Raw genomic sequence first — 19,654 nt, 5'->3', positions numbered from 1 at the left:
CGGGGACGGGAAAGTTACCGGGGGTACGACGTAGGGTGCGCAGGTGGCCGAGGGATCAGGAAAGCGGGACGCCGGGGCGCGAGCACGGGGCGCGCGGACGCCGGGGAACGGCGCGCGCGGCGCCGGCGCACAGGCGGGCGCAGCCCGCGAGCAGGGCCCGACACCCCTCGCCGACAGCGGCCTCCCGGACCCCGGCGGGCACGAGTACCGCATGGAGGAACTGGCCGCGAAGGCCGGCATCACCGTGCGCACCCTGCGCTTCTACCGGGAACGCAAGCTCATACCGCCGCCCCGGCGCGAGGGCCGCATCGCCTGGTACGACGACACCCACCTGGCCCGCCTGCGCACCATCTCGGCGCTCCTGGAACGCGGCCACACCCTCAACGGCATCGCGGAGCTGGCCGAGGCCTTCGACCACGGGCGCGACGTGGGCGAGCTGCTCGGCCTGGGCGAGCCCACCGAGGAGACCCCGGTCCGCCTCTCCCCCGAGGAACTCGCCGACGTCTTCGCCGGGCAGGCGACCCCGGAGAACCTCGCCGCCGCCCTCGACCTCGGCTATCTCGGCACGGACGGCGGCGAGATCGTCCACATCAGCCGCCGTCTGCTGGACGTCTCGGCCGCGCTGGTCCGCGAGGGCATCCCGCTCGCCGACGTCCTGCGCGCCGCCCGCCGCGTCCGCGACCACACCGACGCCCTCGCCGAACTCTTCACCACCCTGGTCCTCACCGAGGACCGCACCCCACAGGACCTCCAACGCCTGCGCCCCCTCGCGAAGAGCGTGGTGGAGGCGGAACTGTCGATGGCCCTGGACCGCCGCCTGCGGGACAAGGAGAACGGCGAGGGTGAGGCGTAGGACGTAGGGCCTGCCGGGGACGACCGCACACCGGCGGCCGGTCCCGGCACTCCCGTCCCGGCTCAGAGGTCGTAGACGACCGTCACCGGCGCGTGGTCGGACCAGCGCTCCTCGTGCGTCGCGGCGCGCTCCACGAAGCCCTTGACCGCCTTGGCCGCGAGCCCGGGCGTGCAGACGTGCATGTCGATCCTCCACCCTGAATCATTGTCGAAAGCCCGCCCCCGGTACGACCACCACGAGTAGGGCCCCTCGGTGTCCGGGTGCAGGGCGCGGACGACATCCACGTAGCCGCCGTCGGCCGCGTCGAGGACCTGGCCCAGCCAGGCGCGCTCCTCGGGCAGGAAGCCGGAGTTCTTGCGGTTGGCGCGCCAGTTCTTGAGGTCGGCCTCCTGGTGGGCGATGTTCCAGTCGCCGCAGACGACGACCTCGCGCCCGTCGGCGGCGGCGCGCTCCCTGAGTCCCTTGAGGTGGCCGAGGAACTCCGCCATGAAGCGGATCTTCTCGTCCTGCCGCTCGGTGCCGACCTCGCCGGAGGGCAGGTAGAGGCTCGCCACGGTGACGCCGGGCAGGTCCACCTCGACGTAGCGGCCGGAGGCGTCGAACTCCTCGGACCCGAAGCCGACGCGGACGGCGTCCGGCTCGCGGCGTGTGTAGAGGGACACACCGGCACGGCCCTTGGCGGCGGCGGGGGCGTGCACGACGTGCCAGCCCTCGGGCGCGCGCACCTCCTCGGGCAGCTGCCCGGGCTCGGCCCGCACCTCCTGGAGGCACAGCACGTCCGCGGAGGTCTCCGCGAGCCACCCCACGAAACCCTTCTTCGCGGCGGCCCGGAGCCCGTTCACATTCACAGAGGTCACAGTCAGCACCCGGGCACGATACTGAACCGGTGCGCCCGCACCCGAACTCGATCACCCGCCCGGCAGGACGGGAGCCACCGCTCGCGCCGGTCCCGCACGACGCGTCACCACTCCATCACCCGCAATCGCATAGATGTACGGTATTCCGCATGAACATCCGCCAGGTCCCCTTCGACCATCCCGACGCCGTGAAGCTCAACGACCAGGTGCAGGCCGAGTACGCCGAGCGCTACGGCGACGACGGCGACGCCACGCACCTCGACGCGTGGATGTTCGCCCCGCCCGTGGGCCTCTACCTGATCGCCTACGACGAGCGGGACCGGCCGGTGGCGACGGGCGGCTGGCGCACCCAGGACGAGAACGCCGAGGCCTACTCGGACGGCGACGCCGAACTCAAGCGCATGTACGTGGTCCCCGAGGCCCGCGGTCTCGGTCTCGCCCGGCGCGTCCTCGCCGCCCTGGAGGAGGACGCACGTGCGGCCGGCCGCGTCCGCATGGTCCTGGAGACCGGCGCCAAACAGCCCGAGGCGGTGTCCCTCTACGCGTCGAGCGGCTATGCCCCGTGCGCGAAGTTCGGCTACTACCGCTTCCACGATCTGAGCCTCTGCTACGCCAAGGCCCTCTAGGACCCGGCGTCCGGAGCGGGCGGCAGCCGGAGCGGGCCCCAGGGGCCCGCTCCACGAAGGGAGTTGTCCGCGTCACGGTGCGGACATGGCAAGAGCCCCAGTCGGATCTCTCCGACTGGGGCTCTTGGCTGCGGTGGACCTGTGGGGATTTGAACCCCAGACCCCCTCGATGCGAACGAGGTGCGCTACCAGACTGCGCCACAGGCCCTTGCAACGAGTGAAACTCTAGCATCCCGATCGCGGTGCTTGGAAATCCGTTCCTGGCTGGTCAGCCAGGCCCTTCCGGGCACCGGTCGTCCGGCTTCTCACTCGTTGGCCGCGCGCGGCCGTTCGCCGTCCTCGTACTGGTCGAAGAGCGGGGTGCGGCCGCGTTCGCGGGCGCGGCGCGCGGACGCGGCGCGGCGGGCGTCGCTGCGGCCGTCGTCCGCCGCGTCCGCGCAGTCGTCGTCGCACTCGGGGTTCTCCTCGACCGGTTCGGCCTCGTGGGCGCTCGGCTCGACGGAGCTCGACCGCGCGGAACTCCACGCGTCCGGCGCTCCCAGGTCGACGTCGGAGGTGGCCCGCGGCGCGACGGGCGCGGTCACGTAGGTCGGCAGCGGAACGGGCACCGGGTCCCAGCTGTCGCCCTGTCGGGGGCCGCGCCGGCGTTCACGCTGCTGGTCGACCCACTCGGCGTGGTCCGTCTGCTCGACGAGGGCGCGCCGGTCCGCGGCGAGCGCGGAGAGTCCGGTGTCGGTGTCGGCTCCTGGTCCTTCCTCCGGTTCGTCCACGGCGAGGTCGGCGGCCGCCCGGCGGCGCGGCTGACGCTCCCGCAGCCGCTGCGCGGCGACCTCGGCCCGGCGGCGGTCCATGACGTAGGTGAAGCGCCGCCGCTCCTGGGCCCGCAGATACACGATGTAGGAGCTCAGCATCACGGCCGGCACGGCGGGCGCCCAGAGGAGTCCGAGGCCGCCGACGGCCGCGACGATCGCGCCGAGGGTGAAGGCGAGGAAGAGCATGACCGTCGTACGCCGGCGGCGCGCGAGGACCTTGACGCGCCGGGCGCGCGCTTCGGCTTCCGCCGAGGGCGCCCGCCGCACGCCGGGTGCGCGGCCCGCCGCGGACGACGTGGCCTGCTGGGGCGCGGACTTGGCCGGCTGTCTCGGCGTGGACGGGGACGACTGCTGCGGTACGGGCCGGGCCGCGCCCGGTGTCTCGTACGCGCCGCTCTCCCTGCCGGCCGTCCGGCCGCCCTGGTTCTGTTCCGCCTGGGCCGGGTCCGGTGACGGCACACGCTCCTGGACCTGTGGGCGGTGCTGGACCGCCGTCTGGGGCCGGGTCGGAGGCATGGCGAAGGACCGGACGTCCACCGAATCGGTGGCGTCGTCCGGGTCGGCGTCGGGCTCCCCCTCGTCGGCGGAGCGCGCCCGCAGGTCCTTGGCGTATCGACGCTCCATGCCCGCCCGTCCGGACAGCAGCCGGATGGCGGTGCTGAAGCGTTCCGTCGGACGAGCTTCGTTCAGCTCGTCCTGCCTACGGAGCCACATCGGCACCAAGTAGGCGGCCCAGGCCCCGACAATGACTGCGTAGATGAGGCCGCTGCTGCTCACGCCTCACACGGTAGAGGGGTTTGTGTGAGGCCATCTGCCAATTGCGCCGGTGTGTCGCACGATCTGGCTGATATTTCGAGCTTTTTTTGTGACCGATGCGATCAGCAGGCCACCGGGAGCGCGAAATTAATGCCCTGAGCTGATCGCACAGCGATCAATTTCGAACACTCATTTCATTTACCGGCGTTGCCCGGCGTGCTCGGGTTCTGCGATCCCGACTGATCCGGTCCCAGCTGTTCCGGCCTGGTCTGGACCGATCGGCCGCGGCGCCAGCGGGCGAGCAGTCCTTCGGGCACTTCCTCCGCGGTGAGCGCGAAGACGAGATGGTCCCGCCACGCGCCGTCGATGTGGAGATAGCGCGGGCGAAGCCCTTCCTCACGGAATCCGAGTTTCTCCACGACCCTGCGGCTGGGCCGGTTCTCGGGGCGAATACAGACTTCGACGCGGTGCAGTCCGACCGTGCGGAAGCAGTGGTCGGTCACCAGCGCCACCGCCGTCGGCATCACGCCGCGGCCCGCGACCGACTGGTCCACCCAGTAGCCGACGTGCCCCGAGCACATCGAGCCCCAGGTGATCCCGGCGACGGTCAACTGACCGACCAGCCGCCCCTGGTACTCGATCACGAAGGGCAGCATGCGGCCCGCGTTGGCCTCGGCCCGCAGGTGCCGGACCATCTGACGGTAGGTCGGCCGGTGCGCGATCGGACCGCTCGGCGTGGGCGGCGGAATGGTCGCCTCCCAGGGCCGCAGCCAGTCGCGGTTGCGCCGGTTGACCTCACGCCACGTCCGCTGGTCGCGCAGCCTTATCGGCCGGAGGACGACGTCGCCGTCCACCAGCTCGACGGGCCAGGATGGGCTGTTCAGCACGCACCCCCACTGCCGCTGGGTCTGAGGTGGTCGCCGCCGCGCAGTTGGTCGACGGCGTGGACCAGAAGGGGCTCCAGGACGGCCAGGCCGTCCTTCACCCCGCCGGGGGAACCCGGCAGGTTCACGATCAGTGTCCCCCGGGCGACGCCGGCGAGCCCGCGGGAGAGCGCCGCGGTCGGCACCTTCTCCCGGCCGAACGCCCTGATCGCCTCGGGAATGCCCGGGATCTCGTGGTCGAGCACCCGGAGCGTCGCCTCGGGGGTGCGGTCGGTCGGTGAGATCCCGGTGCCGCCGGTGGTGACGATGACGTCGTAGCCCGCCTCGACACCGGCGCGCAGCGCGGCCTCCACGGGGTCGCCGTCCGGCACGACCTGCGGTCCCTCGACCGTGAAGCCGAACGAGGAGAGTCCGGCGGCGATCAACGGGCCGCCCCGGTCCTCGTAGACGCCGGCGGAGGCGCGGTTGGAGGCGGTGACCACCAGGGCGCGGTAGGTCCGCGCGGCGGCCGGGCCGGTGCCGGCGCTCATGTCCGGCTCCAGTCGCCGGACTTCCCGCCCGTCTTCTCTTCCACCCGGACGTCCGTGATGACCGCTCCCTTGTCGACGGCCTTCACCATGTCGATCACGGTGAGCGCCGCGATGCTGACCGCCGTGAGGGCTTCCATCTCGACGCCGGTGCGGTCGGTCGTCCTCACGGTGGCGCGGATCTCGACGGCGTCGTCCGCGACCGACAGGTCGACCTTGACGCCCGACACGGACAGCGGGTGGCACAGCGGGATCAGGTCCGGGGTGCGCTTGGCTCCCATGATCCCCGCGATGCGGGCGGTGGCGAGGGCGTCGCCCTTGGGAACTCCCTCGCCGCGCAGCAGCTCGACGACGCGGGGCGAGACCAGGACGCGGCCGCTGGCCCGCGCGGTGCGCGCGGTCACGTCCTTCCCGGACACGTCGACCATGCGGGCGGCGCCCGCCTCGTCGATGTGCGTCAGTCGGTCCTGCACGGGGGGTCCGGAGGTGTCCCCCCGGGACGGAACAGTCATGTGCGTGGGCGCTCCCGGTCAGGGCCCGTCGCGGTGCGGCGCGTGGGCCTGGTGTGCGCGACACGTTACCGCCCGGTCGTCCGCCGCCACGCCTCCGTGATGAGCGTGCGCCCCTCTCGTGACCCGGCGGTGCGTCGGCGGGCGGCCCGGGTCCCGGCCGCTCAGCCGAGGAGCACGACCTCGACCTCGGTGCCGGGCTCGACCGAGGTGGCGCTCTCGGGGACGACGATCAGCGCGTCGGCGTGCGCGAGGGCGGCGACCAGGTGCGATCCGGCGCCGCCGACCGGTGTCACGGTGCCGTCCGCGTAGGTGCCACGCAGGAACTGGCGGCGGCCTTCCGGCGAGGTCAGCGCCTTGTCCGCGGCGAGGGTGGCCCGTGTGGTGGGCCGGTGGACGTCCTTGAGGCCCGCGAGCGTGCGGATGGCGGGGCGCACGAAGAGCTCGAAGGAGACGTACGACGAGACGGGGTTGCCCGGGAGGGCGAGCAGCGGGGTGTGGTCGGGGCCGATGGAGCCGAAGCCCTGGGGCTTGCCGGGCTGCATGGCGAGCTTGCGGAAGTCGATGCCGCCGCCGGCCTCGTCCTCGTCGCCCACGGAGGACAGCGCCTCCTTGACCACGTCGTAGGCGCCGACGCTCACCCCGCCGGTGGTGACCACGAGGTCGGCGCGGATGAGCTGGTCCTCGATGGTGGCGCGCAGGGTCTCGGCGTCGTCGGCGACCGCGCCCACGCGGTAGGCGATGGCGCCGGCGTCACGGGCGGCGGCGTACAGCGCGAAGCTGTTCGAGTCGTAGATCTGGCCGGTGCCCAACGCCTCGCCGGGCTGGGCGAGTTCGCTGCCGGTCGAGAGGACGACCACGCGGGGGCGGGGCCGTACGCGCACGGTGGCGCGGCCGATCGCGGCGAGCAGGCCGATCTGCGGGGGGCCGAGGATGGTGCCCGCTTCGAGGGCGCGGTCGCCCGCCTTCACGTCGCTGCCGGCGGCGCGCACGTGCGCGCGTGCCTCGGCGGCGCGGTGGATGTGCACCTGCCCGAAGGCGCCCTCCGGGGAGGCGCTGTGCGCGCGCATCCCGGTGACCGGGCCCTCTCCGAGTCCTCCGTCCGTCCACTCGACGGGGACGACGGCCTCGGCGCCGGGCGGCAGCGGGGCACCGGTCATGATGCGGACGGCCTGGCCGGGGCCCACGTAGGGCGCCTCGGCCTGGCCGGCCGCGACATCGCCGACGACCGTCAGGACCGCCGGGTACTCCTCGCTCGCGCCCGCGACGTCCGCGACCCGGACCGCGTACCCGTCCATCGAGCTGTTGTCGAAGGGCGGCAGGGACACCGGCACCGTGACGTCCTCGACCAGGACGCAGCCCTGGGCGTCGAGGAGTTGCAGCTCGATGGGTTCGAGGGGGCGGACGGTGCCGAGGATGTCCTCCAGGTGGTCGTCCACCGACCAGAGGTGATCCTGGCCGGCGGTGCGGGTCGCGGCGCTGCTCAAAGTCCTACATCTCCTCGGCTACGTAACTTCGAAGCCAGGTCCGGAAGTCCGGTCCCAGGTCTTCACGTTCGCACGCGAGTCTGACAATGGCACGCAGGTAGTCGCCACGGTCGCCGGTGTCATAGCGGCGGCCCTTGAAGACGACGCCGTGCACGGGGCCGCCGACCTTCTCGTCGGAGGCGAGCTGCTGGAGCGCGTCGGTGAGCTGGATCTCGCCGCCACGGCCGGGCTCGGTCGTGCGCAGTATGTCGAAGATGTGCGGGTCCAGGACGTAGCGCCCGATGATGGCGTAGTTGCTGGGCGCGTCGGACGCGTCGGGCTTCTCGACCAGCCCGGTCACCTTCACGAGGTCGCCCTCGCCCGTGGGTTCGACGGCGGCGCATCCGTAGAGGTGGATCTGCTCGGGAGCGACCTCCATGAGGGCGATGACGCTGCCGCCGTGCTGCTCCTGGACCTCGACCATGCGGGCCAGCAGGGGGTCGCGCGGGTCGATCAGGTCGTCGCCGAGGAGGACGGCGAAGGGTTCGTGGCCGACGTGCGGGGCCGCGCACAGGACGGCGTGACCGAGTCCCTTGGGGTCGCCCTGGCGCACGTAGTGCATGGTCGCGAGGTCGCTGGACTCCTGGACCTTGGCGAGCCGCCCGGCGTCGCCCTTCTTCTGGAGCGCCGATTCGAGCTCGTAGTTGCGGTCGAAGTGGTCTTCCAGCGGGCGCTTGTTGCGGCCCGTGATCATCAGGACGTCGTCAAGACCCGCCGACGCGGCCTCTTCGACCACGTACTGGATCGCCGGCTTGTCGACGACCGGCAGCATCTCCTTGGGCGTGGCCTTGGTGGCCGGCAGGAACCGGGTCCCGAGGCCTGCCGCGGGGATGACAGCCTTACTGATCCTGGGGTGTGACTCAGTCATGCCCGTAACCATATCCGGTGGCTATGTGCTGAATCTGTGGCTCCGGTTAATTCGCTCTCATATGAGCGCATTGAGAAGAGTACGGGAGCCACCTGTGAGCCACCTGGGACCCGAACCGGACCCTACGAAGCCAATGTTGCGCCGAGGGTTCCTGTCGGTGAGAACCGGGTTGACGGACGATGACGTGCGGAAGTCCGCCGCGGCGCTCGCCGTCCGAGCCCTGGAGCTGCCCGAACTGGCGCACGCGCGCTCGGTGGCGGCGTACGTCTCCGTGGGGAGCGAGCCCGGTACCCTCGCACTCCTGGACGCGCTCCACGCGCGCGGGGTGCGGGTTCTGCTGCCGGTCCTGCTGCCGGACAACGACCTGGACTGGGGCCCGTACGAGGGGGCCGGCTCCCTCGCCCCGGTCCGGCACGGCGCGAGAATGGCCCTTCTGGAGCCTGTGGGCGACCGGTTGGGCCCGGAGGCCGTCTCGGGGGCGGACGTGGTCCTGCTGCCCGGTCTCGCCGTCGACGGGCGCGGGATGCGGCTGGGCCGCGGCGGGGGTTCCTACGACCGCGTCCTGGCCCGCCTGGAGCGGTCGGGCGCGGACCCCGCCCTGGTGGTGCTCCTGTACGACACCGAAGTCGTCGAGCGGGTACCGGCGGAGGCCCACGACCGGCCCGTCCACGCCGTGGTGACCCCTTCCGGGGTCCGCCGCTTCCGCTGACCCGCCCGGAACGCCAAGTGGCCCTCCACGCGTGCGTGGAGGGCCACTTCGGCCGGGCCGGGGGCGGGGCGTCACACCCCGCCGGTCTCCGGCACCGTCACGGTTCGAGGACGAGGGTGTCGCTGGTCCTCTTGTCGACGGCCTTGTCCGAGAAGGCCCAGGGCAGGAGTTCGCCCTTGGCCCACAGGTCCGTCTGGTCCGTGTAGTGCGCGCTGTACGCGTGCCCGCTGGCTCCCGACAGGTTGATCCACTTCGACTTGTCGAGGTCGCCGAGGTTCACGACCATCCGCATCGAGGGGACCCACACCACGCCGTAGCCGCCCGCCGCGTTCCAGCCGGTCGCGTTGACCGTCGCCTCGCCGCCGCCGAGCTTCCACGGGCCGCGGTTGAGCATGTACTGGAGGAAACGGGGGCCTTCGGTACCGAGGGTCTGGTTCTTCAGGAACAGGCGGTGCAGCCGGCCCCAGCTCCAGGTGTCGATGTCCTTGCCGAGCTTGGCGGTGAGCTCCCAGCGGGCGTCCCGCAGAGCGCGGCCGAACAGCTCGTCACGCGTGTCGGTCGCCTTCTGGGTGCGCGTCTTCGGCAGCTGCCACCAGTCGTTCTTCTCATCGTTGATGATCTTGCGGACGACCTCGAACCAGCGGTCGCCGCCGTCCGGCTGCGCCTGGTCCGCGTCGCGCTCGCCGCACTCGCGCACCTTCTGGTCCGCGTCCGCGGGGCCCGTGGTGTCGACCCGGTCGACGTTCAGGCACTGGCCCTTGACCCGCAGTTCCTTGGGCAGCTTGTTGCCGAAGGCGAGCTTGAGGATGTTGCGCCAGGTGGCGTTGAAGTAGGCGGCCGCCGCGGAGTCGGAGTCCTGGGTGTAGTCCCAGCCCTCCAGGAGCTTCTGCGCCTGCCGGACGTCCGGGTCGGCCACGTCGATCTTGAGCAGCTTCGGCACGATCAGCTTGGCGATCTCGCTGCTGTTGTCGAGCTGCATCTGCCGCATGTCGTCGGTGGAGATCTTGCCGCCGCCGTTGATCTTCGACTCGATCAGGTCGTTGATCCGCTGGCTGCGCGTGCCGTAACCCCAGTCCGTGGTGAGCGTGTAGGGGTACTTGTCCTTGTCGACGACCGCCTGGTTCGCGGTGACGATGTACCCGCGCTTCGGGTTGTACTCGTAGGGCAGCGCGGACTGCTTGATGTAACCGGTCCAGCGGTACTTGGACTCCCAGCCGGGCGAGGGCAGCGAACCGTCGTCGCCCTCGGCGCGCGTCGGGATCCGTCCCGGCAGCTGGTAGCCGATGTTGCCCTCGGTGTCGGCGTACACGAGGTTCTGCGAGGGCACGTCGAACGACGTGGACGCCTTGCGGAACTCGGTCCAGTCCGACGCCTTGTCCATCTCGAAGACGGCGTCCATCGAGTTGCCGGGGTCCAGCGCGGTCCAGCGCAGCGCGATGGCGTAGCCGTCCCCGCGGTCGGGCGCCCCGGCGTCGACGGTGGCCTTCTTGCCGACCTTGACCAGTTCGTCGTCGCGGTCGGAGAGCAGCGGCATGCCGTCCTCGGTCGACCGGACCACGATCGTCTTGCTCGCACCGCCCGCGACCTTGATGGTCTCCTTGCGGGTACTGAAGGGCCGGACCTTGCCGTCGTACTCGTAGCCCTCGCCGGTGATCTTCTCCAGGTAGAGGTCGGTGACGTCGACCCCGGAGTTGGTCATGCCCCAGGCGATGTCCTGGTTGTGGCCGATGACCACGCCGGGCATCCCCGCGAAGGTGTAGCCGGCGACGTCGTACTGGCACTTGGCGGAGAGCGCCGTGCAGTGCAGGCCCATCTGGTACCAGACCGAGGGCAGCGAGGCCGACAGGTGGGGGTCGTTGGCGAGCAGCGGCTTGCCGGTGATGGTGTGGCTGCCCGAGACGACCCAGGAGTTGGAGCCGATGCCGTTGCCGTTGACGCCGACGGCGGTGGGCACCTTGTCGAGCACGTCGTAGAGGCCCGAGAGCTGGCTCTGGAAGCCGGCGGGTGCCTCGGTGTTGCCCGTGAGCCCCGTGCCCGCCGTGGACGACGCGCCCGAGGCGGTGCCGGTCCGCGCGTACGTCCCGGTGACGCTGTCGTACGCGCCCTCCTGGACGATCGCCTTGTTCCGGCTGTACGGGTACTCCGGGTACAGGTCGGCGATCTGCTTCGGTCCGAGCCGGCTCGTCATCAGGGAGCGGTCGATCTCGTCCTGCATGTTGCCGCGCAGGTCCCAGGCCATCGCCTTGAGCCAGGCCACGGAGTCGACCGGGGTCCACTGCTGGGGCGTGTAGTCGTTGCTGAAGCCGAGGGCGGCGTACTCCAGGGAGATTTCCTTGCCGTCCTTGCCCTTCAGGTAGGCGTTGACTCCCTTGGCGTACGCCTGGAGGTGCTTCTTCGTGGAGGCCGACAGCTTGGTGTCGTACTCCTTCTGCGCCACCCGGTTCCAGCCCAGCGTGCGCAGGAACTCGTCGTTCTTGACCTGGCCCTTGCCGAACATCTCGGACAGCCGGCCCGAGGTCATGTGGCGGCGCACGTCCATCTCGTAGAACCGGTCCTGCGCCTGGACGAAGCCCTGGGCCATGAACAGGTCCTCGTCGGACGAGGCGTAGACCTGGGGGATGCCGTTGCCGTCGCGCTTCACGTTCACCGGCCCCGACAGACCGTCGAGCTTTATGGAGCCCTTGGTCTGCGGGAAGGAGGCGCGCACGGTGCTGACGCTCCAGTACGCGCCGAAGGCGATGCCCCCGATGATGGCAAGAACCAGGACAATCAAGAACAGTCGGGCTTTGCGCCCCTTCTTCCTGCCGGACTTGCCGGGCTTTTGGCCGGAAGAGGCGGTGGTGTTGGGGGGCATCGCTGTCCTTGCTGTCCTAACGCGAGCGGCAGGCGGTCCTGGAGTGCTGGAGCAACCATAGGCGCAGGGCCAACCGCGCCTTGACGCGGAGTGGGGAACCGAGAAGCACGGGCGTTCGATCTTGCCTCCCGGAACGTCAAGAAAGCGTCAAGAGTTAGGTAAGGTAACGAAGTACTTGCACTGAAGTACCCGGCTTCCGGTGCTCGGATCCGCGTACTCGTCCCGGCGGGACCGGATCGGCGAGAAAGGAACAGCCCCTGACTGTCCACCACCTCAACCAGCTCCTGCTCGTGTGCGCGCTCGTCCTCCTCGTCGCCGTGGCGGCGGTCCGGATCTCCTCACGCAGCGGGCTCCCCACCCTGCTCGTGTACCTGGGGATCGGCGTCGCCATGGGCCAGGACGGCATCGGCGACGTCCACTTCAACAGTGCCGAACTGACCCAGGTCATCGGGTACGCGGCCCTGGTCGTGATCCTGGCCGAGGGCGGACTCGGCACGAAGTGGAAGGAGATCAAGCCGGCGCTCCCGGCGGCCTCCTCGCTGGCACTGGTGGGTGTCGCGGTGAGCGTCGGTGTCACCGCGACGGCGGCGCACTACCTGATCGACCTGGACTGGCGGCAGGCCCTCATCGTCGGGGCGGTGGTGTCCTCGACGGACGCCGCGGCGGTCTTCTCCGTCCTGCGGAAGATCCCCCTCCCCGCGCGCGTGACGGGCATCCTGGAGGCCGAGTCCGGCTTCAACGACGCCCCTGTGGTCATCCTCGTCGTCGCCTTCTCCACCGCCGGACCGGTGGAGCACTGGTACGCGCTGGTCGGCGAGATAGCCCTGGAACTCGCGATCGGCGCCGCCATCGGGATCGCGGTCGGCTGGCTCGGCTCCTTCGGGCTGCGGCACGTGGCGCTGCCCGCCTCCGGCCTCTACCCGATCGCCGTGATGGCCATCGCGGTCGTCGCCTACGCCGCGGGGGCCCTCGCGCACGGCAGCGGATTCCTCGCCGTCTACCTCGCCTCGATGCTGCTGGGCAACGCCAAGCTCCCGCACTGGCCCGCCACCCGCGGCTTCGCCGAGGGGCTCGGCTGGATCGCCCAGATCGGCATGTTCGTCCTGCTCGGCCTGCTGGTCACACCGCACGAGATGGGCGACGACATCGTGCCCGCCCTGCTCGTCGGCCTGATTCTGACCATGGTGGCGCGGCCCCTCAGCGTGATCGTCAGCCTGGCGCCCTTCCGCATGCCCTGGCAGGAGCAGACCCTGCTCTCCTGGGCGGGCCTGCGCGGCGCCGTGCCCATCATCCTGGCGACCATCCCCATGGTGAACGGCGTCTCGGACAGCCGGCGCATCTTCAACATCGTCTTCGTCCTGGTCGTCGTCTACACCCTCGTCCAGGGCCCGACCCTGCCCTGGCTGGCCCGCAAGCTCCGGCTCGGAGCATCCCCCGGCGCCGCCGACCTGGGCATCGAGTCGGCCCCCCTGGAGCGGCTGCGCGGCCACCTGCTGTCGGTCTCCATCCCCGAGGGGTCCCGGATGCACGGGGTCGAGGTGGGCGAGCTGCGGATGCCCCCGGGCGCCGCGGTCACCCTCGTCGTCCGCGAGGGGAAGTCCTTCGTGCCGATGCCCACGACGGTGCTGCGGCTCGGCGACGAGCTGCTGGTGGTGGCCACCGACCCGGTCCGGGACGCCGCCGAGAAGCGGCTCCGCGCGGTGGGCCAGGGCGGCAAGCTGGCCGGCTGGCTGGGCACCGGCGAGGTTGCCACGGAGAACCAGCGCGGCCACACGGCCCACCAAAAGGGCCTTTAACGGGACACTGGGGACGGCGGGCATTCCCAGGCGTACGTTGCCACGGTGCTCGCTTTCACAGGCGAGGGGAGGCCCGACCCCTGTACGATGAAGGCACACCTAGATCGGACCAACTCTGCCTGACGCAGAGCTGGCGCGACCGTATGGCGGCCGTGACGCCCTCCTGCCGAGGACGCCGGTATCTACCGCAGATCCGCGCAAGAGGACAGCTCTCGGCGCCCCCGCACGGGCGCGCTACCAGGCGGCAGAAAGGCACGGGCCGTGGCATCCACGGTCACTTCCCGTCCTGGATACGGCCAACTGCTGCGCACCCGCGGCGCCTGGACGTTCCTGCTTCCCGGATTCGCCGCACGGCAGCCGTTCGCCATGCTGACGATCTCCATCGTGCTGCTCGTGCAGCACACCACCGGCTCCTACGGAGCGGCCGGCGCCGTCGCGGCCGTGACCGGCGTCGCCATGGCCCTGTTCGCGCCCTTCACCGGCCGGCTGGCCGACCGCCACGGACAGCGGGCCGTCCTGCTGCCGGGCGTCCTCGTGCACGCCGTGGCGGGCCTCTCCCTGACCGCGCTGGCACTGGCGGACGCCCCGCTGTGGGCGCTCTTCGCCGCCGCGGTGCCCACCGGCGCCTCGGTGCCCCAGGTCGGCCCCATGGTGCGGGCCCGCTGGGGCGTGAAGCTCCAGGGCTCCCCCCTCATGACGACCGCGGCGGCCTTCGAGTCCGTCACGGACGAACTGACCTTCGTCTTCGGCCCGCTGCTCGCCACCGCCCTGTGTACGGCCGTCAACCCCGCGGCCGGCCTGCTCACGGAGGCCTCGCTGACCCTCGTCGGCGGCCTGTTGTTCGCCGCCCAGCGGAGCACCCAGCCCTCCGTCTCCGCCGACCGGCACACGCGCGTGGACCACGGTTCCGCGCTGCGCGTCCCCGGGGTGCGCGTCCTCATCGTCACGTTCCTGGGTATCGGCTCCGTCTTCGGAGGCATGCAGGTCTCCCTGGCCGCGTTCAGCGAGTCGATCGGCGAGCCCGGCCTGAACGGCGTCCTGTACGGCGTCTTCGCGGCGGGCAACATGGTCTCCGGCATCGTCTGCGGCGCCGTCGCCTGGAAGGTCGCCCCGCAGCGACGGCTCCTCGTCGGGTACGCCGCCCTCGCGCTGACCGCCTCCGGACTGTGGGCCGCGCACTCCGTGGTCGTGCTCTCCGGAATCGGCCTCCTGGTCGGCATGTGCATCGCCCCGGCCCTGATCACCGGCTACACCCTGGTCGAGAGCCTGGTCCCGCAGGGGGCCCGCACCGAGGCCTTCACCTGGCTCACCGGCGCGGTCGCGCTCGGCCAGGCGGCGGCCGTCACGGTCGCCGGCCAGTTGGAGGACCACGCCTGGGACGGCGCCGGCTTCCTGGTGCCGATGGCCGGTACGGTCCTTGCGCTGGCGACACTCCTGACCCTGCGGTCACGCCTCACCACGAGCGCCCCGAGCCGGACGGTCGCACGTGGCGTCGGTCACCGAGTGCCGGTGACAGTGGACTGATCCCGCGGAATACGTCACTATGGACCGTCGTTAGCACTCATTGAGTGAGAGTGCCAGGAGGAAGACAAGTGCCGACCTACCAGTACCAGTGCACCGAGTGTGGCGAGGGCCTCGAGGCGGTGCAGAAGTTCACCGACGATGCCCTGACCGAGTGCCCCAACTGCGGTGGCCGCCTGAAGAAGGTGTTCTCGGCCGTCGGCATTGTCTTCAAGGGCTCCGGCTTCTACCGCAATGACAGCCGCGGCTCCTCGTCGAGCAGCTCGCCCGCGTCCAAGCCGTCGACGTCCACCGCGGCGTCGTCCGACTCGAAGTCGACGTCCGGTTCGTCGTCCTCGGACTCGAAGTCGTCGGGCTCCGGCTCGGCCGGCAGCTCCGCCGCCTAGGACCTCTCCGGCCGGCCAGGGCGACCGCCCCGGCCCCGGGAGACCTCTCACGGCTCGTTCGCACCCGACCCCGTCGCCCTACGACGACGGGGTCTTCGGTGTTTCTCCGGCCCGGTTAGGGTGCGGTCCATGGCGAATACGGACAACCCACAGAGCCCGGCCGGCGAGCAGGCGGACCGGGCCGAGATCGGTGTCATCGGCGGCTCGGGCTTCTACTCCTTCCTCGACGACGTGACCGAACTCCAGGTCGACACCCCCTACGGGCCGCCCAGCGACTCCCTGTTCCTCGGCGAGATCGCCGGCCGGCGGGTCGCCTTCCTCCCCCGCCACGGCCGCGGCCACCACCTGCCGCCGCACCGCATCAACTACCGGGCCAACCTGTGGGCGCTGCGCTCCGTCGGCGCACGCCAGATCCTCGGGCCGTGCGCCGTGGGCGGTCTGCGCGAGGAGTACGGGCCCGGAACCCTGCTCGTGCCGGACCAGTTCGTGGACCGTACGAAGGCGCGGGCCCAGTCCTACTTCGACGGGCTGCCGCTGCCGGACGACTCGGTGCCGAACGTGGTGCACGTGTCCCTCGCCGACCCCTACTGCCCCGTCGGCCGCAAGGTCGCCCTGGAAGCGGCGCGCGGCCGGAACTGGGAGCCGGTGGACGGCGGCACGCTCGTCGTCGTGGAGGGCCCCCGCTTCTCCACCCGGGCCGAGTCCCTCTGGCACCAGGCACAGGGCTGGTCGGTGGTCGGCATGACCGGTCACCCCGAGGCGGCGCTGGCCCGCGAACTGGAGCTCTGCTACACCTCGTTGACGCTGGTCACCGACCTGGACGCGGGCGCCGAGAGCGGCGAGGGCGTTTCCCACGACGACGTGCTGAAGGTGTTCGCGGCGAACGTGGACCGGCTGCGGGGCGTGCTCTTCGACGCGGTCGCGGGGCTCCCGGAGAACGGCTCCCGGGACTGCCTGTGCACGACGGCCCTGGGCGGGATGGATCCCGGGTTCGAGCTGCCGTAGGCGCACTCCGCCGGGGACTTCGGGGCGGGTCCCGCCGGGTTGCCGTTACGGGGTCGGGGCGCCGTATCTCGGGACGCGGGGGCGGTGAGTGACGGGCGGGGGCTCACGGGCTGTGGCGCCAGTGAGCCTCCTCGGCGGTGACGCCGGTGAGCCCCACCGTCGGTGGAGCCGGCCCGCCCGGCCCGCGCACAGGCAGGAATCTCCCGTTCGGGTGAGGGAGTTGTCCACAATCCGTCGGCCGTCCACCGGCTCCGGCGGGCTTCGCCGCGAGGCCTCATCGTGGGATCGCAAGCCGGTCCCTCGTCACAGGTGGTGGTCTCCATGGCTCAGTACACCCGCCCCGCCCAGCTCACCCGGCGGGCCCAACTCCCCCGGCACCCGCAGCAGGCGGCATCGCTCCATCCGCGGTCACAGCGGCCGGCACCGTCCCATGACCCGCACCCACGCCCTTCTCGGGCACAGCTCACGGGACTCGACCGTCCACCTGGCGGGGACGCTCCTCCGACCTGCGCCGTTCCGCTCTTCGCGCCGGTCCACGTGCGCGGCGGGCGGTACCGGCTGCGGCGCCTCGTCAGGCACCGGAGGCGGGCGATCGCCGCGGGCCTGGCGATGACGGCGGCCGCTCTCGTGGCGGCCGGCCCGCAGGACGCCGAAGGGGCACGCGGACATCCGGCGCCCGCTCGGCCCGCGGGCTCGGTGGCCGCCTCAGCCGACGGATCCGACCCTGCTCGCGCACGCGGGACGCGCCCTGTCCGCACCGTGACGGCCCCCGTCCGGATCGCCGACGGTGCGACGGTCGGACTGCTGCACCCCGGTGACCGCGTGGACGTGGTGGCCGCGGACAGCCGTGGCGCCGTGCGGGTGGTGGCGACCGGTGCGCGCGTCACCGAGGTGCCGGACGTCGGCGCCACCGAGACCGGCGCGCTGGTGGTCCTCGCCGTGCCCCGCCCGACGGCCGTGCGCCTGGCCGGCGCGGGCACGACGTCACGGCTGGCGGTGACGTTGCGATGAGGGGAGGAACCGTGTCAAGTCCCTCGTTGGAGCGACCCAATTGGACACGCCCGGCAGGCCCTGCCGTAGGTTTCGGAGCTGTTTGTTCCACGACTTGTGCAGAGGGGCCTCCTGGTGAGCGACAAGCAGCAGCCCGGCGTCTGGGAGGGCTTCAAGGCCTTCCTGATGCGCGGCAACGTGATCGACCTGGCCGTCGCGGTGGTCATCGGCGCGGCCTTCACCAACATCGTCAACTCCGTGGTGAAGGGCATCATCAACCCGGTGGTCGGGGCGATCGGGACGAAGAACCTCGACAACTACAGCTCGTGCCTGCAGAGCCCGTGTCGCGGAACCGGCGACACCGCCGAGGGCATCCGCATCATGTGGGGTTCGGTGCTGGGCGCCACGCTCAGCTTCGTGATCACGGCCGCCGTCGTGTACTTCCTGATGGTGCTGCCCATGGCCAAGTTCCTGGCCCGGCAGGCCGCCCGCCAGAAGGCGAAGGAGAACACCAAGGAGGTCATGGACGTGACCGAGCTGGAGGTGCTCAAGGAGATCCGCGACGCGCTGGTCGCCCAGCGGGGGAACGGCCACCGCGAAAGCTGACGGCGGGGGCCCCGGGCCGCGCTCAGATGTGGTGGGGCGGCTTCTCGTCGAGGAAGCGCTTCAGGTCGGCGGCACTGTCACCGGTGCTGTCGGCCTGCTCTCCCCATCCGCGGTCCGTGTCGTCCGAGGACTGCTGGCTCAGCGGGTCGTCGAAGACCAGCGCCGGCTTCGGATCGCGCGGTTCGGAGGCGGGGGCGGTACTCATGCCTCCAGAGTACGTCTCGGGCGGCACGGCACCCGCCCGGCGGCGTCCGGGGGACTTCGGCGCCACGACCGCGGGTGACCTCCTTCACACGAATTCGCTCCGCTTTTCTGCTGTGCTTGGCCGCATGACCTCCCGTTCCACTCCCGAGCCCACCGCGGCGGCACGGCCCGCGGGCCGTCGGCCCCTGCGCAGAATGACCGCCCGCGGGCGCGACGAGGCCCACCGGGTGGCGTCACCGCTGGAGCTCTTCTTCGACCTGTGCTTCGTGGTGGCCATCTCCCAGGCCGGCGCCGAGCTGGTGCACGCCGTGGCCGAGGGACACGCGGGCAAGGGCATCCTCAACTACGCGATGGTCTTCTTCGCCATCTGGTGGGCGTGGATGAACTTCAGCTGGTTCGCGTCGGCGTACGACAACGACGACGTGCTCTACCGGGTCGTCACGCTGGTGCAGATCGCGGGCGTGCTGGTGCTGGCCGCCGGGGTGTCGAAGGCGTTCGAGAGCCATGACTTCCTGGTCGTCTGGATCGGCTACGTGATCATGCGGCTGGCGATGATCGCCCAGTGGCTGCGGGTGGCGCGCTCCACGGAGGGCGCCGAGAGAACGATGGCGCTGCGCTACGCGGGCGGCGTGCTGCTCTGCCAGGTCGGCTGGCTCGGTCTGCTGTTCACGCCCGAGGGAGCCCTGCCGTGGGTGTTCCTGGTCGTGGTGATCGCCGAGCTGTGCGTGCCGCTGTTCGCGGAGAAGGACTACTCGACGTCCTGGCACCCGCACCACATCTCCGAGCGCTACGGGCTGTTCACGATCATCGTGCTGGGCGAGACGATCGCCGCGGCCACGGTCGCGGTGAAGTCGGCGGTGGACGAGCACGACGCCCTCGGCGAGTTGCTGCCGATCGCGGCGGGCGGGCTGCTGATCGTGTTCGCCGCCTGGTGGATCTACTTCGTGGTCCCGATCCACGGACACCTGCGGACCAGCGGACAGGCGTTCCTGTGGGGGTACGGGCACTATCTGATCTTCGCGTCGGCCGCCGCGATCGGCGCCGGCCTGGAGGTCGCGGTCGAGCAGGCGGTGGGCACGGCACACGTCTCGACCCTCGCGGCGTCCGCCGCCGTGACCCTGCCGACCGCGCTGTACTTCCTCGCCGTGTGGGTGCTGCACTCGCGCTACTTCAAGGTGGGCATCGGTCAGCAGCTCGTCCTGCCGACCACCGCCCTGCTGATCATCCTGTGCACGTTCCTCGGCGACTGGGCGGTGCCCGCCGCGGGGATCGTCGCGGCGCTGGCCGTGGCGGTGGGTGTGGTGCTGACGGCACGGATGGTGACGCGGGAGGCGCCGGTGGACGCGGGCGCGTAGGCACGCGGGG

At 71.3% G+C, this 19,654-nt stretch carries 19 protein-coding genes and 1 tRNA gene; 10 read left to right on the top strand and 10 right to left on the bottom strand.

The features are described from left to right. Positions 1-211: 211 nt before the first annotated feature. A complete protein-coding gene (locus tag OG406_RS23300) occupies positions 212-853 on the top strand; it encodes a MerR family transcriptional regulator (protein WP_164374064.1) in 642 nt (213 codons plus the stop codon). A gap of 62 nt (positions 854-915) precedes the next feature. Here OG406_RS23300 and OG406_RS23295 read toward each other — a convergent pair whose 3' ends face one another. Next, positions 916-1,719, bottom strand: coding sequence for an exodeoxyribonuclease III (locus tag OG406_RS23295; RefSeq protein ID WP_266614417.1), 804 nt, complete (start codon positions 1,717-1,719; stop codon positions 916-918). 140 nt (positions 1,720-1,859) lie between these two features. Between OG406_RS23295 and OG406_RS23290 the strand changes: the two genes are divergently transcribed. Then, positions 1,860-2,336: a GNAT family N-acetyltransferase gene (locus OG406_RS23290; protein WP_266614419.1), complete on the top strand. Its 477-nt coding sequence runs from the start codon at positions 1,860-1,862 to the stop codon at positions 2,334-2,336. 134 nt (positions 2,337-2,470) lie between these two features. Here OG406_RS23290 and OG406_RS23285 read toward each other — a convergent pair. The 7 genes from OG406_RS23285 to galU all read right to left on the bottom strand — a co-directional run bounded on the left by OG406_RS23285 (position 2,471) and on the right by galU (position 8,218). Next, positions 2,471-2,544, bottom strand: a tRNA-Ala gene (locus OG406_RS23285). Between the two features lie 97 nt (positions 2,545-2,641). Beyond that, a complete protein-coding gene (gene sepX / locus OG406_RS23280; RefSeq protein WP_329187564.1) occupies positions 2,642-3,925 on the bottom strand; it encodes a divisome protein SepX/GlpR in 1,284 nt (427 codons plus the stop codon). A 173-nt stretch (positions 3,926-4,098) separates the two neighbouring features. Next, on the bottom strand, positions 4,099-4,788 hold the full coding sequence (locus OG406_RS23275) for a GNAT family N-acetyltransferase (RefSeq protein WP_203661077.1): 690 nt from the start codon (positions 4,786-4,788) through the stop codon (positions 4,099-4,101). Then, positions 4,785-5,318, bottom strand: a complete 534-nt coding sequence (locus OG406_RS23270; RefSeq protein WP_164374032.1) for a MogA/MoaB family molybdenum cofactor biosynthesis protein — start codon at positions 5,316-5,318, stop codon at positions 4,785-4,787. The genes OG406_RS23275 and OG406_RS23270 overlap by 4 nt, the downstream gene beginning before the upstream one ends. Beyond that, a complete protein-coding gene (gene moaC / locus OG406_RS23265) occupies positions 5,315-5,827 on the bottom strand; it encodes a cyclic pyranopterin monophosphate synthase MoaC (RefSeq protein WP_266614424.1) in 513 nt (170 codons plus the stop codon). Before moaC ends, OG406_RS23270 begins: the two co-directional genes overlap by 4 nt. Positions 5,828-5,988: 161 nt before the next feature. Beyond that, complete coding sequence (glp, locus tag OG406_RS23260; protein WP_266614426.1) at positions 5,989-7,311, bottom strand: molybdotransferase-like divisome protein Glp; 1,323 nt, start codon at positions 7,309-7,311, stop codon at positions 5,989-5,991. A gap of 4 nt (positions 7,312-7,315) precedes the next feature. Beyond that, complete coding sequence (gene galU, locus OG406_RS23255; RefSeq protein ID WP_164374035.1) at positions 7,316-8,218, bottom strand: UTP--glucose-1-phosphate uridylyltransferase GalU; 903 nt, start codon at positions 8,216-8,218, stop codon at positions 7,316-7,318. A gap of 133 nt (positions 8,219-8,351) precedes the next feature. Here galU and OG406_RS23250 point away from each other — a divergent pair, with 133 nt between their 5' ends. Continuing rightward, a complete protein-coding gene (locus OG406_RS23250) occupies positions 8,352-8,927 on the top strand; it encodes a 5-formyltetrahydrofolate cyclo-ligase (protein WP_164374036.1) in 576 nt (191 codons plus the stop codon). 97 nt (positions 8,928-9,024) lie between these two features. On the opposite strand, the gene OG406_RS23245 is transcribed toward OG406_RS23250, so the two are convergent. After that, complete coding sequence (locus OG406_RS23245) at positions 9,025-11,781, bottom strand: penicillin acylase family protein (RefSeq protein WP_329187560.1); 2,757 nt, start codon at positions 11,779-11,781, stop codon at positions 9,025-9,027. A gap of 284 nt (positions 11,782-12,065) precedes the next feature. Here OG406_RS23245 and OG406_RS23240 point away from each other — a divergent pair, with 284 nt between their 5' ends. The 6 genes from OG406_RS23240 to mscL all read left to right on the top strand — a co-directional run bounded on the left by OG406_RS23240 (position 12,066) and on the right by mscL (position 18,085). Beyond that, entirely contained in the window at positions 12,066-13,577 is a 1,512-nt protein-coding gene (locus tag OG406_RS23240) for a potassium/proton antiporter (protein ID WP_384809169.1), read from the top strand. A gap of 261 nt (positions 13,578-13,838) precedes the next feature. After that, positions 13,839-15,101 (top strand): MFS transporter, encoded by a 1,263-nt coding sequence (locus tag OG406_RS23235; RefSeq protein ID WP_327409592.1) that lies wholly within the window; start codon positions 13,839-13,841, stop codon positions 15,099-15,101. Positions 15,102-15,169: 68 nt separating this feature from the next. After that, on the top strand, positions 15,170-15,484 hold the full coding sequence (locus OG406_RS23230) for an FmdB family zinc ribbon protein (protein WP_329187556.1): 315 nt from the start codon (positions 15,170-15,172) through the stop codon (positions 15,482-15,484). A gap of 129 nt (positions 15,485-15,613) precedes the next feature. Beyond that, positions 15,614-16,489: an S-methyl-5'-thioadenosine phosphorylase gene (locus OG406_RS23225; protein ID WP_266847966.1), complete on the top strand. Its 876-nt coding sequence runs from the start codon at positions 15,614-15,616 to the stop codon at positions 16,487-16,489. A gap of 759 nt (positions 16,490-17,248) precedes the next feature. Then, positions 17,249-17,500, top strand: coding sequence for a hypothetical protein (locus OG406_RS39440; protein WP_382752867.1), 252 nt, complete (start codon positions 17,249-17,251; stop codon positions 17,498-17,500). Between the two features lie 114 nt (positions 17,501-17,614). Next, a complete protein-coding gene (gene mscL / locus OG406_RS23215) occupies positions 17,615-18,085 on the top strand; it encodes a large conductance mechanosensitive channel protein MscL (protein ID WP_327409590.1) in 471 nt (156 codons plus the stop codon). 22 nt (positions 18,086-18,107) lie between these two features. On the opposite strand, the gene OG406_RS23210 is transcribed toward mscL, so the two are convergent. Next, positions 18,108-18,290: a hypothetical protein gene (locus tag OG406_RS23210; protein ID WP_081217781.1), complete on the bottom strand. Its 183-nt coding sequence runs from the start codon at positions 18,288-18,290 to the stop codon at positions 18,108-18,110. Between the two features lie 124 nt (positions 18,291-18,414). Here OG406_RS23210 and OG406_RS23205 point away from each other — a divergent pair, with 124 nt between their 5' ends. Next, positions 18,415-19,644, top strand: coding sequence for a low temperature requirement protein A (locus tag OG406_RS23205; RefSeq protein WP_267051071.1), 1,230 nt, complete (start codon positions 18,415-18,417; stop codon positions 19,642-19,644). Positions 19,645-19,654 lie beyond the last annotated feature (10 nt).

It is taken from the genome of Streptomyces sp. NBC_01428, assembly GCF_036231965.1.
Taxonomy (GTDB): Bacteria; Actinomycetota; Actinomycetes; order Streptomycetales; family Streptomycetaceae; genus Streptomyces.
The sequence above is the reverse complement of the archived record's forward strand: the minus strand, read 5'-3'. Positions and strand labels throughout refer to the sequence as shown.